At 44.6% G+C, this 18,466-nt stretch carries 7 protein-coding genes and 1 tRNA gene; 5 read left to right on the top strand and 3 right to left on the bottom strand.

Annotated features, from left to right (window positions below):
- The first annotated feature begins 116 nt into the window (after positions 1–116).
- Positions 117–584 (top strand): transcriptional regulator NrdR, encoded by a 468-nt coding sequence (nrdR, locus tag NST33_RS09520; RefSeq protein ID WP_036609807.1) that lies wholly within the window; start codon positions 117–119, stop codon positions 582–584.
- A gap of 184 nt (positions 585–768) precedes the next feature.
- Positions 769–841, top strand: a tRNA-Ala gene (locus NST33_RS09525).
- 235 nt (positions 842–1,076) lie between these two features.
- Here NST33_RS09525 and NST33_RS09530 read toward each other — a convergent pair.
- A complete protein-coding gene (locus NST33_RS09530) occupies positions 1,077–4,697 on the bottom strand; it encodes an S-layer homology domain-containing protein (RefSeq protein WP_339307717.1) in 3,621 nt (1,206 codons plus the stop codon).
- A 420-nt stretch (positions 4,698–5,117) separates the two neighbouring features.
- Here NST33_RS09530 and NST33_RS09535 point away from each other — a divergent pair, with 420 nt between their 5' ends.
- Positions 5,118–13,142 carry an immunoglobulin-like domain-containing protein gene (locus NST33_RS09535; RefSeq protein WP_339307719.1) on the top strand — a complete coding sequence of 2,675 codons (8,025 nt, stop codon included), beginning with the start codon at positions 5,118–5,120 and terminating at the stop codon, positions 13,140–13,142.
- 77 nt (positions 13,143–13,219) lie between these two features.
- Here NST33_RS09535 and NST33_RS09540 read toward each other — a convergent pair whose 3' ends face one another.
- Complete coding sequence (locus tag NST33_RS09540) at positions 13,220–14,158, bottom strand: FAD:protein FMN transferase (protein ID WP_339307721.1); 939 nt, start codon at positions 14,156–14,158, stop codon at positions 13,220–13,222.
- A 9-nt stretch (positions 14,159–14,167) separates the two neighbouring features.
- Positions 14,168–15,097: a LysR family transcriptional regulator gene (locus tag NST33_RS09545; RefSeq protein WP_339307723.1), complete on the bottom strand. Its 930-nt coding sequence runs from the start codon at positions 15,095–15,097 to the stop codon at positions 14,168–14,170.
- A 180-nt stretch (positions 15,098–15,277) separates the two neighbouring features.
- Between NST33_RS09545 and NST33_RS09550 the strand changes: the two genes are divergently transcribed.
- Positions 15,278–15,892, top strand: a complete 615-nt coding sequence (locus NST33_RS09550; protein WP_339307725.1) for an NADPH-dependent FMN reductase — start codon at positions 15,278–15,280, stop codon at positions 15,890–15,892.
- A gap of 13 nt (positions 15,893–15,905) precedes the next feature.
- Positions 15,906–18,356, top strand: coding sequence for a flavocytochrome c (locus NST33_RS09555; RefSeq protein WP_339307727.1), 2,451 nt, complete (start codon positions 15,906–15,908; stop codon positions 18,354–18,356).
- Positions 18,357–18,466 lie beyond the last annotated feature (110 nt).

An 18,466-nucleotide genomic window follows, 5' to 3' on the forward strand; every position in this document is an offset into this window, starting at 1 on the left:
TGCTGTTCACCTCCTCGCGGGTTGGTAAAAGTATTATGTGTCGGCAATGCATTTTTCATTACAAAATCAAGACAGGGAATATGTGGTAAAAAGTAAAACGTGGGAAGTGATCTGAGTTGAAGTGTCCTTATTGCGGTTATATGGGTACCAAAGTGCTTGATTCGCGTCCGGCCAACGAAGCAAAATCGATTCGTCGTCGCCGTGAGTGTGAGCAGTGTGCCCGAAGATTTACAACGTTTGAGATGATTGAGGAGACTCCACTGATTGTCATTAAGAAAGATGGCAGCCGGGAAGAGTTCAGCCGGGACAAGATTCTCCGCGGGCTTATTCGTGCCTGTGAGAAACGTCCAGTCTCCGTAGAGACCCTGGAGATGATGGTATCTGAAGTAGAGAAATCTCTGCGCAATACAGCTGATGCTGAAGTGGAGAGTCGCCAGATTGGTGAGTTGTTGATGGAACAGTTGTTTCCAGTCGATGAAGTGGCGTATGTCCGTTTTGCGTCGGTATACCGCCAGTTCAAAGATATCAATATGTTCATGAAAGAACTGAAATCCCTGTTGTCCAAAGACGATCTGGAGGATTAGTGAAGTTGGTAAAGGGAGAAGAGCAGTCTGGAGTTCCAGTCCGTGTGTACCAGAGAAATCGGTTGTTCTTCTCCAATCACTTTGGATCTTAAAAAGTGATTGACAGCGAAAGCTGGATTTTATATGATATAGGAGTCGCCTGTGGAACGTAGCAGCGCTGGACAAGTTATCTACTTCATATCCTGGGGCCTTAGCTCAGCTGGGAGAGCGCATCGCTGGCAGCGATGAGGTCAGGGGTTCGATCCCCCTAGGCTCCATAATCAAGAATGCCATCACATTATTGTGATGGCATTTTTTTGTGGTGAAATAAATCAGAACATGCATTAATTAATTAGAATTTTTTGGACTTGGGGACGAATATTCTAGATGAAAAAATAGAGGGTTTAAAGTCCTGACTGTGGAGTTGTCAAAAAAAGTACAGTTTGAAAACAGGAGACCCTTCCGGCTGGATATTGTCCAACCGGAAGGGTCTGCATTTTTCTGTATACGCTTTCAGTTAGCCAGATATTCGACGAATCTTACAAAGATCGTGGCTACTTCGGCGCGGGTGGCGGTGGCTTTGGGAGCAAAAAAGTTGTCCGGCTTGCCTAATACAATGCCGATGCCCCGTAGCGTCTGAACGGCCTCCAACGCCCAGGAGCTGATCTCACTCTCATCCGTGAAGGACTTAGAGTGGCTTTCAGGTAGCTCATAGCCCTTGTACTTCATGTAGTTGTACAGGATCACCAGCATCTGCTCGCGCGTCATCGGTGAATTGGGGTCAAACAGGTCTGCGTTTGTACCGTTGACTATGCCTTTTTCGGCCGCCCACTCGGCTGCCGCCGTGTACCACTGTCCGTTCGTCACGTCGCTAAAGCGGGAACCCGTGTAGCTGGAGAGGTTTACGTCCTCAAGATTGGCCAGTACCTGCACGAACATTGCACGCGTCATTGCGCTTCCAGGTGAGAATGTTGTGGACGTCGTGCCGTTGAAAAGATTGTATGTGTAGGCGAAATTTATATCGTTGTAGAACCAGTCGTCCATATTGGCATCCCTGAAAGGATTGCCCGATAGCACGTGGAAGCCCAGTGGGGTGGCGTCATCAAACGCCAGCTCCGTAGCCTCACGGATGTTCAGCGACATGCCGTTGTCTAAGCCAACTCTTGCGCCGCTTGATCCTACCACAACCGTTCCGCCGCTCCGTATCTTCGATCCGTCGTGGATATGCACCTGGTTGCCGTTTGGCAGGTTCACATGCGCTTCTTTGCCGCCTACTGTAACCGTACCGTCGCTCGCGATCGTCGAGCCGCCCGAAATGGTCACTGTGCTGTTGCCGCCGGGTAGTGTCACTTCGGCGCTCTTGTCTGCTGGAATGGTTACCTTACCGTTTGAGTCTATCGTTGTGCCTTCGGGTACTTTAATCTTCGTCCCGCCTTTGGTCGTAAGCTCGCCGCCTCCGGGGAGGGTGGTGTTGCCGTTTTTGTCTGTGACCGCGGGCTTATCCTTCGGTGTATTCACTGTGTAGGCCAACTTCGATGTTCCAGCGTCTGTCCCGGTGCCCGTATTGTCGGTGTTGCCCGTATTACCGATGTTGCCGGTATTTCCGGTGTTGCCCGTATTGCCGCCAGAATCAGGCACAGTGGGAGTCGTCGTCTTCATCGGCATGGCCGTCACACTGATCTCCGCGCCGTCGCCCTTCGCGTTCATCGCGATGATGGTGAAGTTGTAGCCTTGGCCGTTTGTCAGGTTCTTAAAGGTATATTTGGTCTCCGTCGCATCCAGTGTGACCGGCGTCACGTTGCCATACCATACCTTGTAGCCCAAGATCGCACTGCCACCGTCGTCAGCAGGGGCGGTCCAGCTTAATGTGACCTGTCCGTCACCGGCTGTCGCCTTGAAGCCGTTCGGAGCACCGGGGACGACCGGTTTTCTCTGCGCGAACATCCAATCAAAGACATCTGTGTAGTCATTGTTCCAAACCGGCAAGTTAGAGGACTGCGCCGTGGGAGCTATGCTCCAATTCCCCATAGTTATCTGGTTGTAAAGAACCGCCGCTTCAACTTCGTGCGCTATGTAATCAGCCAGAACAGGTGTGTTGGCTGGATTCGGCCTCAGATTTGGCTGATCAAATTGATTGTAGGGCCACGTAAGGACCTCATTACTCTCAAAGCGCGAAGCCCTCGCGTTGATCATTTTTGGCATATTGTTATTGATGAAGTTATTGAGGTTAGTCTGGTAGCCTGCAACGTTATGAGCATTTACAAACATCCAATAGGCCAGATTGTTGTGAGCGTCGTTGTCCTTAGCATTCGGTGAACCGCTTACCGGGGCCATAGGTGCGGCGGCGGCGAAGAAGCCAGGATGGCTGTTAACTAAGTTGTTTGTATACTGGCCGCCCCATGAGAAGCCCGCCGCGTAAACACGATTAGGGTCTACTTCGCCGCTGGCAATCAGGGCGTTTATGACCTTCTTAACATTCTCTGTTGAGGGAACAGATACGCCATTATAGGAAATATTCAGTACATGGCTGGCGTACTTGTCAGGATTTTTCTCCATTTTTTTCATTAGAGCGACCGAGCCGTTGGCGGATTTCATGGCCGCTTTTTGGTCTATCGCAGCGTTTGTGCCGCCGCGTGACATACCATGTGTATAAACATACAGCGGCAATCCTTTCATCACGTTACCGTCTTCACTCTTGTGAAGGTAGAGCGAGCGATTGACCGAATTGTCCGTGAATGTTGTAAACTTGTCAAGGATCGGATTCACAACTTTTTCCTGTTCAAAAACCACGTTGCGAAGTGGACTCCCTTCTGTCAGTACAATCTCTCCGTTTGGGACGATGTTGTAAACCTGCTTTGTTGAGTTACTGCTGCCATCCAGCGTTGTTTTGCCGCCGCTCGCTGAATAAAACTCAGACTCAACTACGATGTAACGGCCGCTTGCCAGTCCGTCCTGATAATCCGGTGAATTGCTTACCGGCCCCAGATAGCCGCGTACCTTCGGTTCGTCATTAGCGTATACCCTTGTGATCTTGCGCGTTCCTTCAAAGGTCACCGCTTCGCCGTTCAGGGTTGTGTTCCTGGCTGACAAGGTAAACAAGTCCGGATTAAGCTCGGAGCCTAACGCTGCCTTCCCCTGGCCTAAGTCGATGATGACAGCCGTTGTGTACTCGCCACTGGCGAAGTTGTCATTCCATACGATAAAGGGAAGTATCCCCGCGTCCGGATCGTTCTTGAATGTCACATGAATGGTATGGTTAGTCTCAATATTCGAAAAGGTATAAGTGCCAGCAGATAGAGTCACGGTCTCGCCGTCTACCGTTACGGTATCCACCATTTTGCCGGAATCGGGGGTAAACGTAAATTCTTTGTTAGCGTCCCGATCTACTCTCAGAACATCGCCGGGTGGGTTCGGCGTTATTCGGCCGCCCGGTCCCGCAGTGGCAGTGATTGAGAATCTAGTGTCCACTTCATTGGCTGAAGAGAGCTGCAGGCTGTCTGTAAAAGAAGCAGCGCTGGTGTAAGCCGCGTCTGGATCTCCGAAACTGGAAACGACTTCATAGCGGTCACCGCCTTTTTCCGTCGAGTTATTAATATAAACCTCAAAGGTAAGCTTGCCCTCCTCCAAGGTCAAGGTTCTTTTGGGTATTCTCATCTCCACGATATATCCTGTTTCCGTGATCTGGGTCCATGCAGCTCTGCCCGGAGCGGCCTGCCCTGAGAACACACCCGTCGCGCTGACGCGCCATTGGTTTGAGCCTCCAGTTCCGGTACCGACATAAAATTCCAGGCTGTCGTATTGGTGATCTCCGCCAGCTCCCAGATATAGATTACTGTCATTCACAACTACTCGGGCATATAGGTAGTCATGGTCCCAAAGGATTCTGGCTGTGCCCGTGGCATGGGGTCTGGGATCGGCGGGCACAGTGCTTTTGTTGATGTGATGCTCCATGGTCTGGCTCCAGAGTGGGTCGTTTGACCCGAGTTCGGGAGTTCCAAAAATGGCGGTGGGTGTTTCATTCGCTACTGTGTTCTCGATGTTGTCAGTGGCGGCGGCATAGCTGGTAGGCATTAGCGACGCCACCATTACCAAGCAACAGAGGAAGGCGAGCATTCTGCTAAATCGTTTTGGCATAAATGAAAATCCTCCTTATTTTTCGATGCGGTGCGCCCATGGCTTACCGCATCGTATTCGGACACGTTGTTCATATGACAAGCGCCCAACTATATATATTATGTTTATCAGGCGTTCAATCCTTTAATTTAAACATAGAGTATATTTAGAATGAAAACGATTACTTCGAAGTATAGGGATAGTGTTGAAGTTTGAGTGAATTGCAATAAAAAAATCCACCTTATGAACAAGATACTACATTGAATTGGAAGTGTTGAAGACGTAATATGAGAAGGAATGTAAGCGCATTCTTTTTTTAAAAAACGTATCTCTATTTCCTTCAGCGAGGTGGTCTGGTTTTATAGGTGAGAGATATGGGTTGTATGCTTCTGAAAATTAATCGAAGGGAAGAATGCTATGCGGAAGCAAATTACAATCCTAATGTTAGTTTTACTTATGACCTTCAGTAACTGGTTTAATCTTGTTCTGCCATTTAGCAATCAAGCTTCAGCGGACACAATAACACCAACGATGTTGGCGCATTATCCATTGCTTGAGGATGTACAGGATATATCAGGTAATGAAAAGCATGGAACGGCCGTAGGAAACATTACGTACACGGATGGTCTCACTTTACCTGGGGGAACAGATAGTAATACAAACTACGTTCAGCTTCCTAGTGGTTTGTTTGATAATCAAGAAAATACAACGATATCTGTATGGATCAAGAGCAACACTGGAAGTGGGAACTACTCAGCATTATTCTACGGTACTCCAGCAGCTGGCAATAACTGGCCAACGAATTACTGGATGTTTAATCCATCGAATCCAAGTGGCGATTTTAAGTCGGTATTTACGAATAACAATAATGTTGACCAGCCTTGGACGACTGAGGTAGGGGTATCAGGCACTTCAACGACACCGAACGAAGGTCAATGGGTTCACTATACGACGGTTATTACAGAACGCTCTATTACAGGTTATATTAACGGTGTTCATATAGGCACGACCGCGAAAGAGAAAACAACAGCAAGCTTTGGTACTGATTTGCAGGCTTACATCGGTCGCTCCAATTATTTAGGGGATGCTACTTTTGCGGGCAGCTTTCAAGATTTAAGAATTTACGGAGAGGCACTAAATAATGAAGATATCGCTGTAGTATATGAACAATCGTTTAATGAAAAGCAAGTACAACAAGGCAAAATAGAGCTAACGTTAGGAGACATATCGGCAGTTACAGAATCTCTTGAACTACCTACTGAAGGTAAGAATGGCGCAATGATCACATGGACTTCTAGTGATGAGAGTGCGATCAGTCCAACTGGGGAAGTGTTCTTACGAGAAATGAAGCAACAAGTCACGTTAACTGCAACCATTTCTTTGGGTAAAAGCCAGGTAACGAAGGAGTTCATGGTTACCTTACTACCTAAGGATGACTCTATTGAGCAGATTGCCGTTAAGAGTGTCTTGCTTAATGAACCTACATTTATTTTATCAGTGGGGGACAGCGAGACATTAGTGGCTTCGATTTCACCTTCAAATGCAACAAATAAAAGAGTTATCTGGGCATCTAGTGACTCCAGTGTAGCGATTGTCAATTCAACGGGTAAAGTTACAGCTGTTAGTGGAGGTACAGCCACAATTACGGTACAGACTGAAGATGGAGAGTTTACAGCTACATCAGCCGTTACCGTTAAGGGAAAATCACTGAAAGATGATCTTATTCTTCAATACAACATGAAAACAACCGAAGAAGTAGACGGTCAACTCATACTGAAGGATGTTGCCAATAAGGCAGTTACATTTGACGGAATATTTAGAAATCCAAACAATGGACAATTCATTTCAAACAGTGAGGTTGGCTTTGTTTCCTTCAATGGTGGAAGTTCTACATCTAATAGTGGACATGTTGAGATTCCTAAGGGCTCAAATGGACTAGATCTACTACATGGTCTAAATGAGATTACAGTATCTTCAATTGTGAACTGGACGAATGATGGTACGAATCGCTGGATCTTCGGTTTGGGTACTGTATTAACACCAGAAACGAACAAATATTTCTTCGTAACACCACGTCACGGTAGCGGATCAGGTAATATGATTGCTACAGGTATCTCTAAAAATGGCTGGCCGAACGAAGCATTAGTTACAGGTAGCGCAAACTCAAACCTTATCGGTGGGCAGTGGAAGCATGTAACGGTGTCCTTGTCCGAAGCTAGCAATAGGATAACGTTATTCGTGGATGGAGTTAAGGTTGCTGCGGGTAATGCAAAGGGACTAAAGCTGTCAGAAATTATTAATCCGGATGCTACTTTCTCTGGCTTTATCGGTAAATCAATCTTCTCAAACGATCCATATCTTCAAGGTAGCGTAGCTGATTTTCAAGTACATGATCGCGCGTTGACAGAGCAAGAAGTAGGCGAGTTATATCAACAAGAAGGAGCAACTCACATCTCAAAAATACGTCAGCTCACTGTTGATGATGCAGCGAATCAACTTAACATCAGTCGTTACTTAGGTGAAGGCGATAAAAGCACCGATAAGATAACGAGAACCGTTACATTACCAACAAGCGGTAAAAACGGCGTGAGCATTACTTGGAGTTCTAGTCATCCTACTGTCATTTCTAACCATGGCACTGTACAGCGTCCAGCTGTTCAAGCAGATAATGTTCAGGCAGAGCTTACGGCTACTTTAACGTATCAAGGCGTATCAACTACAGCTGTATTCCCTGTTACGATCTTGAAACAATTCGATGATCAGCAGAAGGTTGATCTGGACGCTGAACAAATAGAGATCTACAATGCTGACAACATTAAAGGTAACTTACGTCTTGTTGCTACAGGTGAACAAGGCTCCACAATTACATGGTTATCTAGCAAACCGGCTGTTTTGAAAGGAACGGCTGAAGCGGCTGGTGACGCTACACAGCTAGGCTGGGTAAGCCGTCAAGCTACGGATACGCCCGTTACGCTAATAGCTACAATTACGAGTGGTGCAGCTTCTAAACAGCTTACGTTTAACGTTACGATTAAACAAGCAATTGCGCCAGTACAGCATGATGCTTACTTCTTTGCGTACTTTACAGGTGAATATGAGGGTGGTGAAGAGATATCCTTCGCTACAGCTGAAGATCCATTGTTCTGGAAAGGGTTGAATAATGGTAAGTCGATCCTTCAATCTGATATGGGTGAAAAAGGACTTCGTGATCCATTCGTTATTCGGTCACCAGAAGGTGATAAATTCTATATGCTGGCAACCGATTTGAAAATGGGCGAAAGTACAAATTTCGACCAAGCTCAAATTACGGGTAGTCATTACATGATGATTTGGGAGTCGGAGGATCTCGTTGATTGGAGCGAGCAGCGTATGATCGAGGTTGCTCCTAAGACTGGAGGAAATACGTGGGCACCAGAAGCGATCTATGATCCAGTAACTGGAGAGTATATCGTATTTTGGGCATCATCGATGAAAAACACAGAGACATACGGTGATTATAACGGAAGACCTGCAGGTCAGTACAATGTGATGTACTACGCAACAACAAGAGACTTCTACAACTTCTCTGAGCCAAAGGTCATGATTGATGAGTCACTTCCGACCATTGATACAACGTTTATTGAGCATAATGATATGTTGTACCGATTCACCAAATCAGAAGTAAATACTAAAGTGTATGTGGAGAAAGCACCAACTTTTTACTATGACAAGGACGGTATTGCAGCAAACGGCCTTCAATACGACGCTGTTCCGGGTACACGTGATAATAAACTTGGCTTGATCGGAAATAATGGCAACAACGAAGGGCAAACGATTTTTAAGGATAATAATAAAGACCAATGGTATCTGTTCCTTGATTCATGGCCATATCATGTCCGATATACAACAGATCTGGATAGTAGTATGCAATATATGAACAATGTACTAAGTAGTGATAAATATGCACTTCCGCCAGGACCACGACACGGAACCGTAATTCCAATCTCACGTGCAGAGTATGATGCTTTGCAAGAGAAGTATGCCTGGAAAGGTCCAGCACCATCAACAGACCCGGTTGTACATTACTCATTCGATGCAAATACAGTGAATGGTACAACGGTGAATGACATTTCTGGCAATGGTCATCACGCAACACTAGTAGGTGGAGCAACGATTAATGAAGAGGATCGTATCGGTAAAACGGGTGGTGCACTAGAGCTTAATGGATCAACAGGATATGTGAAGCTGCCAGATAACTTGATTCAATCCTTGAATCTTGAGAAGGCTACGTTCTCTACATGGGTTCAAATGGACAGAAATCAAGCAAATCAAAGAATATTTGATTTTGCTTCCGACACAGGCAGACAGGTTAACCGCAACACCATGTACTTGAGCACACAAGGTGATACAGGTAGTCTAGAGTTCGCTGTCGTAACCCCTTTTACAGAGAAATTTAGCAATGACAGCACGCGACTGGGATCAGAATATAAATATGCGGTGAGAAATTCTGGACTATTACCAACGAAGACTTGGCAGCATGTTGCAATTACAATGGATGAATTTGATGCAGTATTGTATGTGAATGGTCAAGAGGTTAAACGTAGCTCGACATTTAACGTTGAGCCGAGAATGTTACTGGAAACAACGATGAATTATATTGGTAAATCGAGAAACAGCTCTCATAGTTTATTTAATGGTAAATTTGATGATTTCCGTATTTATAATCGTGCATTATCCGTTGAAGAGATTGCAACATTAGCTGATGAAGACGTTACTCCTCCAGTAGAGCAGCCATCTGGGGCAGAGCTCATTCTTCACTACGATATGAATGATATCGATGGTGCGACGGTTATTGACCAAACAGGAAACTTCAATGGAAAATGGATGAATCCGTCTAAAGCAGAATGGATTCGTACACAAGATGCTGGTGTACTAAGCTATACTGGTGGCACAACTAACTCTTATGTAGAACTGCCACAAGGAGTTCTCGATGGTTTAACGGATATGACTGTTTCATCCATTGTGAACTGGAGCGGTAAAAACGCTGCGGAGTGGTTATATGCATTAGGAAGACCAAATAATAATACACACTATACGTATTTCACACCACGTTATAACGCTAACGGTCTGGCTCGCCTAGGTATCGCGACGAATGCTTGGAACAATGAGTCTTCAACTTCTACCACAGGCTTAAAGAATAATGAATGGAAAGTCGTTACGACTGTTGTTTCAGGCACGGATGGTACACTAACGCTTTATATTGATGGTGTTGCTGTTGCATCAGGCTCAACGAATGGAATGACACTAGAACAAATAAAAAATACTTCAGGCAGTAGTGGATCCATCGGTAAGTCATTCTATACAGCTGATCCTTACTTCGGCGGTTTGATTGCAGACTTCCAAATCTATGATGGTGCTATGACTGCGGCAGATATTACATCACTTAAGGCCCATGCAGATCAGAAGATTGCTTTAATGGAGGGCATGCTTGTATCGGCTGCGACAGAGAAATTAACGATTCATGATCTTCTTGCTTCTAATGCATCAAAAGATGCGATTATAAGCAATGTAACATTGCCAACATCAGGTGTTTATGGCACAACAATAAGCTGGACTTCAGATAAGGGGAATGTCATCTCAACTACAGGTGCCGTAACCAGACCAGCTAACGCAACAGGTGATCAAGTTGTAACGTTAACAGCAGTATTTACAGATGGTACAGAGACAGTTAACAAAACTTTTCAGTTGACGGTTAAGGCATTGCCAAACGATGTCACTTCTGTAGATGAAGCAAAAGCAGCACTAGTCGTTCATAACATTAATGATGTAAGAGGTCATATCGCACTACCAACATCTGGTCTATATGGAACAACGATTACTTGGGCTTCTGCACAACCAAAAGTCGTTTCAGTTACTGGAGAAGTAAAACGTCCGGTACACGGTAGTGGAAATGTAGATGTGAAGCTTACAGCTACGATTACATTAAATTCAGCATCCACTACGAAGGAATTTATTGCGAAGGTGAAGGAACTGCCTGCTGATGAAAAATATGCGGGATACTTTTTCACATATTTCACTGGAGAAGGTACTGCAACAGGTGAGCAAGTTTACTTTGCACTAAGTAACGGCAATGATCCGTTGAACTGGCGAGAATTGAATAATGGTAAACCTGTATTAACCTCTACCTTAGGGGAGAAGGGGGTACGTGATCCGTTCATTATTCGTTCGCCTGAAGGTGATAAGTTCTACATGATCGCTACCGATCTAAAAATTAACGGCAATGGTAACTGGGGTAGAGCACAGACATGGGGCAGTCGTTCCATTATGGTTTGGGAATCGAATGATCTAGTCAACTGGACAGATCAACGCATGGTAGAGGTTGCACCGGAAGAAGCGGGTAATACATGGGCACCAGAAATTATGTACGACAACACAACAGGTGAATATATTGTATTTTGGGCATCAAGAATGTTTGATGATGCATCCCATACAGGTGATGCTTATCAAAAAATGATGTATAGCAAGACAAGAGATTTCTATACGTTTACTGAACCGCAAGTATATTTGGATTATGGATATTCAATCATTGACACAACGATGATTGAGCATGAAGGAAAAGTGTATCGCTTTACGAAAGATGAGCAAAACAACGGAGCTTCTGCTCCATTTGGCAAGATGATCTTCCAAGAGGTGGGTGACTCGATCTTAGATCCAACCTTCAAGATGATTAATCAAGGCGTTGGTAACATCAAATGGGTTGAGGGTCCAACGATCTTCAAATCAAATACCGATAAAAAATGGTATTTATTCGTAGATGAGTTTGGTGGAAGAGGTTATGTTCCATTCGAGACAACAAATCTTGCATCAGGTGTCTGGACATTATCTTCTAACTACAACTTACCAGCCAGTCCGCGTCACGGAACGGTAATTCCAATTAGACAAAGTGAGTATGATGCACTCAACGGGAAGAACGTACCCGTTAGCGGAATTAGCTTGGACAAAACGACGTTGTCAATCGTAGAAGGTCAATCAGGGCAATTGACAGCTACGGTAGCACCAGCTAATGCAACGAAAAAAGCAGTAACATGGAGCTCTAGCGATACAGCTGTAGCGACTGTAAGTGCGACAGGTCAAGTAATAGCGGTGGCACCAGGAACAGCAAGGATTACAGTAACTACAGTGGATGGTGGTTTATCATCCAGCGCTACGGTAACGGTAACACCATCGATTGATGGAACACCACAAGCACCAAGCAGTGGTAATGGAAATGGTGGCGGTGACGGTAACATTCCTGCACCTACAGCACCACCAGCTCCAGGTGGAAGTGATCCAGTGGTACTGGACAATGGTCAAATACACATTAAGCCTGTCGTAAATGAGAGCGGTGCTTCTAAAGTGAAATTAAGTGCGGATACGGTGAAGCGTGCGCTTGATCAAACGACAGGCGGTAAGTTACACATGCAAGTTGAAGCTGATGCAAGCTTGAATGGGCTAACGATTGAGCTAGCAGTAGATGCGCGCTTAACAAGTGGATCTTCTACGGTAGATCACATCGAGATCAACACAGGCTCTGCAGTCGTAACCGTGGCAACCGAACTGCTTGGAACAGGAACAAGTGCGGGGAAAACGTTAGGATTGTCGATTAAGAAAATCGCAGCTAATCAATTGCCAGCTGGCGCACAAGCTCAGCTGAATGGTGAGGTCGTATACGATATTGAGCTAACGATTGATGGCAAGAAACTTACACAGTTTGATGGCAAAGATGATCTCGTGATTGAATTGCCATACACACTAAAGGCTAACGAAAAACCAAACAACGTCGTTGTATACGATGTGAAGGACAACGGAGAGCTAAGAGTGGTGACGAATGGTAAATACAATGCAGCGACAGGAAAAATAGAGTTCAAGCCAACGTATCTGAGCAAGTATACGGTAGCGTATGTTGCAACGAGCTTTAAGGATGTGAACCAAGACTGGGCGAAGGACGCGATCTCAGCATTGGGAGCAAGAGGCATTGTGAAGGGTGTAGGCGATGGAGAGTTTAATCCGAATGGTCAAGTGACAAGAGCAGAATTCATCACCATGCTGATGAAGTTGTTTGATCTATCGGATGAGAGCGCAACGACAAGCTTTAGTGATGTGAAGCAAGGAGCATGGTACCATGGAAATATCGCTACCGCGCAGAAGCTGGGGATTGTGAACGGGAAACCAAATGGACGATTCGGAGTTCATGAGAACATTACGCGAGAAGATATGGCGGTTATGGTATACAAGGCTGTCCAAATTAAGCAACTGGCGTTAGTAAGTGGTGAAGCTACAGCCTTCAAGGATGAAGCAAACATCGCAAGTTATGCGAAGCAAGCGGTAGAGGCAATACAGGGAGCAGGCATAATAAACGGTGTAGGTAACGATGAGTTTGCACCGAAGAAGAATGCTAGCCGTGCAGAAGCAGCAGTGATGATCTATAATTTGTTGGGTTTGATGTAGACACTTTAAGTATAAGGCAGTTACTATTGATTCACTCAGATAATAAAGTTGGGCGGAAGAACTTGTTCCGTCCACTTTTACCTAAATACGGGCTCAATTCTTCCTCTAAGATTATCTGTATAGGCCAGATTTCCATCCGTCGTGATTACGGCAGCCTCGATATCCTTCATTTTATTAACTTTATGAATAATGGAGACCGCATCTAACCCAAATAATTCTGTAGTATATATATCACAGTCGAGCGATCTATCCGCAATAATCGTTAAAGAAGCAATATTACTTTCGATGGGATAGCCTGTCCTGCTGTTAAATATATGATGGTACTGACCCCCTTTCTTCTCTAAAACTCTCTCGTATATTCCTGATGTAACGACGGATTGCTCCCGTATACTAACGAGTGCTGCTGCATTTCCTCTAGGTAAAAAGGGATTTTGGATTCCGACTTTCCAATGACTGGACCCGGTGGGAGAATCGCCATGAACCAGAACATTGCCGCCCATATCGACCATAGCTGATACAGCTCCGTTTTTCTTGAAAAATGCCATCACTTGATCGGCAAAATAACCTTTAGCAATCGCTCCAAGGTCGATTTCCATGCCCTTTTTGGATAAATGAACCGTTTGCTGCTCATCATCAAGCTGTATATGCTCTGGATTCAAGAGCTTCAGCACTGCTTTAATCTCGGTATCTTCCGGCACATGTGCCTCGCGGAAACCAATTCTCCACAGTTTGATCAAAGGCCCTATCGCAATATTTAAAAATGAATCTTTATTCAGGCTGTGTTCTTTGCCTATCTTAATAAGATCATACAGTTCCTTGTCTACTCTAAGCGGATGTGATGCGGCTTCTTTTTTTAACATGGCAAGCTGCGAGTGCTCACTGTTGGCACTAAACACTTGTTCATAATGGACGAGCATATTCACGGCTTCATCGGCAAGCTCTTCAGCATCTGTCCCCTCGATATAGAGGGATATGTTAGTTCCCATGAGTGGTACCGTTCTCGTAAAAGGTTTCATGATAGCCTCCTATATCGCACATTGTTGTCCGTGATTGAGAAAAGTATGGATGAGGTCATGATCCACGCTATTCAGCTTTTTTGCTTCATGATGGGCTATAAAATAATCCAGACTCATCTTCTCTACAGGGATTGGATAGATGTTGTATTCCGAAGGGCACTCCTTGATATGGATACTTTCAGGTACAAAGGTCAGACCTAAATTATGCGTTGCCAGCTTCAGTACCGTGTAGATTTCATTACTTTCCATAACGATATTAGGCTGTACCTTGTAGACACTGAGCAATTGATCAATCTGTTTTCGGATTGCCGAACCCTTGGACGTTAGAATAAGCTTTTGATTCAAAATGGTGCTGATCTCAATCGTGCCCTCCGGGATAACTGCAACATTCTCTTGATATAATTCGCAGCAACGCGGAATGATGGCCTGGTAACTGTGTCTGCCCCAGTTAAACGAGTTCAGGTTAGGGGAGATACTGCTTGAATTTTGCCCGATCCAGAAGTCCAACTCATTATTTTGGAGACGTTTCTCATTTTTTTCAGGTAAATCCTCGACAAGATTAATTTTATAAGCAGGATGAAGCTCCAGAAAATCTGGTAGAAAAAGGGGTGTTAAGTAAACACCAAGGCTTGGAAGAATGCCGATCCGTAACACTTTATTGTCGATATCCGATATATATGAGATTTCCCTAATAAGCTTGGCGTAGCTATGTTCGAGTGACGTTAAGTATTGATAATATATTTTCCCCTGCTCGGTTAATCGGTACGGAAGTTTGTTACGAGTGATTAGCTCACAGCCCAACTCAATTTCGATTTTCTTGATAACCTTTGTGAGGTAGGGCTGAGATATGTATAGAGATTGGGCAGCCCTGCTATAGTTACTGTATTTCAATAGGCTGTCAATGTAACACAAGATATCTTGAGATTCTAACTTAGACATGTTCCTCACCACTTGTGAAAAAAGTAACAAACTTTGAATTTGAGGTGATTATAACAAATTAGTTATCAAACTGCAATGAATAACTATTAGATCATTTGAGCTTTGATATGTTAGAGTTAGGCCGAAAGATTGAACCTGACAGTTACTAACATCATCTCGAATGACAGAGAGGGGATTACGATGAACTATTTAGCTATCGTGGGCACGAATTCGGATGTGTCAACGAACCGGACGCTACTTCAATTTATGCAAAAACATTTTGCTAGTGAAGCCCAGATTGACTTGTTTGAAATCAAGGATATGCCTGCCTTTATTGAAAAAGATGAATTAGAGGATGCTGAAGTTGATATTCCTGTGAAGGTACAAGACTTATTAGATCAAATCTCTAAAGCGAAAGGTGTCATTATCGCTACTCCTGAGTATGATCATGCGATTCCTGCCGTGTTGAAAAGTGCGCTGGAATGGATCAGTTATACCACTCAAACCCTGAAAGACAAGCCTGTTCTGATTGTGGGTGCTTCACATGGTGCACTCGGTTCTTCCAGGGCACAAGCGCATCTTAGACAAATCCTGGATTCGCCTGAGCTTGGTGCGAGAATGATGCCTAGCAGCGAGTTTCTTTTGGGAAAATCACAGAGTGCATTTGATAGCAATGGTAATCTCATTAACGCTGACAAAGTGGCGGAGCTTGCCGAAATCTTCAATGAGTTTGTTTTGTTTACGGAGATCACTACGGAACTGTTATCAAAAAGGACGTTGAAGAAAAAAACGAAAAAATTTTCCTGGCAAGAGTAGGGGGCTAATCACAATGAAAATCATAGCGATCGTTGGCACAAATGCAAAGAAATCGTATAATCGCAAGCTGCTTCAGTTCATGCAAAAGCATTTTGAGTCCAGAGCAGCCATTGAAATTCTCGATATTACAGATGTTCCGATGTTTAATCAGTCCGATAACCATACAAACAGTGAAATTATACAATCGTTTAATGAAAAAATTATAGCAAGTGATGGTGTCATTATTGCGACTCCAGAATATAACCATTCCATCCCTTCATCCCTTAAAAGCCTGCTGGAATGGTTGAGCTTTGAAATCCATCCGCTGGCTGGCAAACCCGTGATGATCATAGGTGCGTCCCAGGGAACACAAGGTTCCTCGCGTGCACAGTTGCATCTTCGTCAAATCCTGGATGCACCGGGTGTTGAAGCCAATGTGATGCCAGGGTATGAGTTTTTACTTGGAACTGCACATAAAGCATTTGACGAATCAGGTGACCTGAACAATGAAGGAACGATTGATTTCCTGGAAACATGTTTCCTGCGATTCCTTCGGTTTGCCAAAATTTCAAATCAGCTCAACGAAGAAGAGGAGTTTACCTACAAACCCGGTGTGTATGAGATCAATGCCATAGGTCACAGTGGCAATCTTCCGATGAAGGTATCCTTTAGTGAAAATAGAATTGAAAGCATCGATATCGATTCGAAGGGTGAAACCGAAGGCATCGCCGATGTTGTTTTTGTAAGAATTCCGAATAAAATCATTGAGGGACAGACGCTGAATGTAGATGCTCTCTCAGGTGCTTCTGAAACCAGTAATGCTGTCATCAATGGTGTAGCCAAAGCGGTTAAGCTTGCCGGAGTGAATCCTGACATCCTGAAAAGACGTCCAAAACCTGCTAGCAGCCAGATGAAAGATGACGAAGAATACACTTGCGATGTGGTCGTTGTAGGTGGAGGTGGCGCAGGACTCAGTGCTGCTGCTACAGCTTTACAACAAGGAGCAAGTGCGATTGTACTTGAGAAATATCCGGCTGTTGGGGGAAACACGATCCGTTCAGGTGGTCCTGTCAATGCTGCAGATCCTGTATGGCAACAACAGTTCACTGAGAATCCAGGGGAAAGACAGACAATTGAGAATTTATTGAGTACGGATGAGAGCCTGGTCCACCCGGAATATATCGATGATTTCCATGCACTCAAAGAAGAGTTTACTGCGTATCAGGAAAAGTTCGGCACAGAAAAGGCTTATTTATTCGACTCGCCACTTCTTCACAGAATGCAAACGTATTTTGGGGGCAAACGAACGGATCTGAATGGAAACACGATCTATGGACAATACGATCTGGTCAAAGTACTTACAGACCGTGCCTTGGAAAGTGTAACGTGGCTTGAGGATATCGGGGTTGAATATGATAAGAGTATCGTATTTGCTCCAGTGGGTGCTCTTTGGCGCCGCGGCCATAAACCTGTCAAAAGTTATGGCTCTGCCTTTATCATTGCACTTAGCAAATATGTAGAAGAGCATTCAGGAAAAATGATTACAGATAGCCCAGTCAAACAATTGATCATCGAAGATGGAAAAATAACAGGTGTTATCGCAACAGGTGTTAATGGTCAGAAAATCACCATTCATGCCAAAGCCGTTGTGCTTGCCAGCGGCGGTTTTGGTGCAAATACACAGATGCTCAAGGAATATAACACGTACTGGAGCCATATTGACGATGATATCAAAACAACAAATTCCTATGCGATGACTGGTGATGGAATATCGCTAGGTAAGAGTGCAGGAGCAGCGCTGACAGGCATGGGCTTCACTCAAATGATGCCTGTAGCTGACCCGGATACGGGCGAGCTGTTCAGTGGATTGCAAGTACCTCCTGAAAACTTTGTCATTGTTAATAAAAAGGGAGAACGATTTGTTAATGAATTCTCTGGACGAGATGTCTTAACAAAAGCGGCTATCGAGCAGGGAAGTTTATTTTACCTGATTGCGGATGATGAGATCAAGAAAACCGCAGCGAACACAAGCCAGGAAAAGATAGACCTTCAAGTCGAAGCAGGTACCTTGTTCAGAGCCGATACGTTAGAAGAGCTGGCCGTGAAAATCAATATGGAACCTGAAGTTCTTAGAAATACGATTGATAAGTATAACTCATATGTGGATGCGGGGTTTGATCCGGAGTTCCATAAGGATACGTTTAGCTTAAAAGTTGAGAAGTCTCCATTCTATGCTACGCCTAGAAAACCGGCGGTTCACCATACCATGGGCGGAATCAAGATCGATACCCACACTCGCGTATTGGATGAAAACGGTCAGCCAATTGCACATCTGTATGCCGCTGGGGAAGTTGCAGGAGGTATACATGCAGGCAACCGTTTAGGCGGTAATGCCTTGACGGATATCTTTACTTTTGGACGAATCGCTGGTAAGACTGCTGTTGATGAAATGAATGATGTAGAGAACATCAAAAAAGAAATGTAGATCACTCCAGATTCCATATGTAAAGAACCCGCTTAACACAAGGATTTTCAAGTGTTTTGCGGGTTCTTTCTAGGTGAAAATGGTTTGGTTGTGTGGTCGTAGTCACACGA

This window comes from Paenibacillus sp. FSL L8-0435, from assembly GCF_037965655.1.
Lineage (GTDB): Bacteria > Bacillota > Bacilli > Paenibacillales > Paenibacillaceae > Paenibacillus.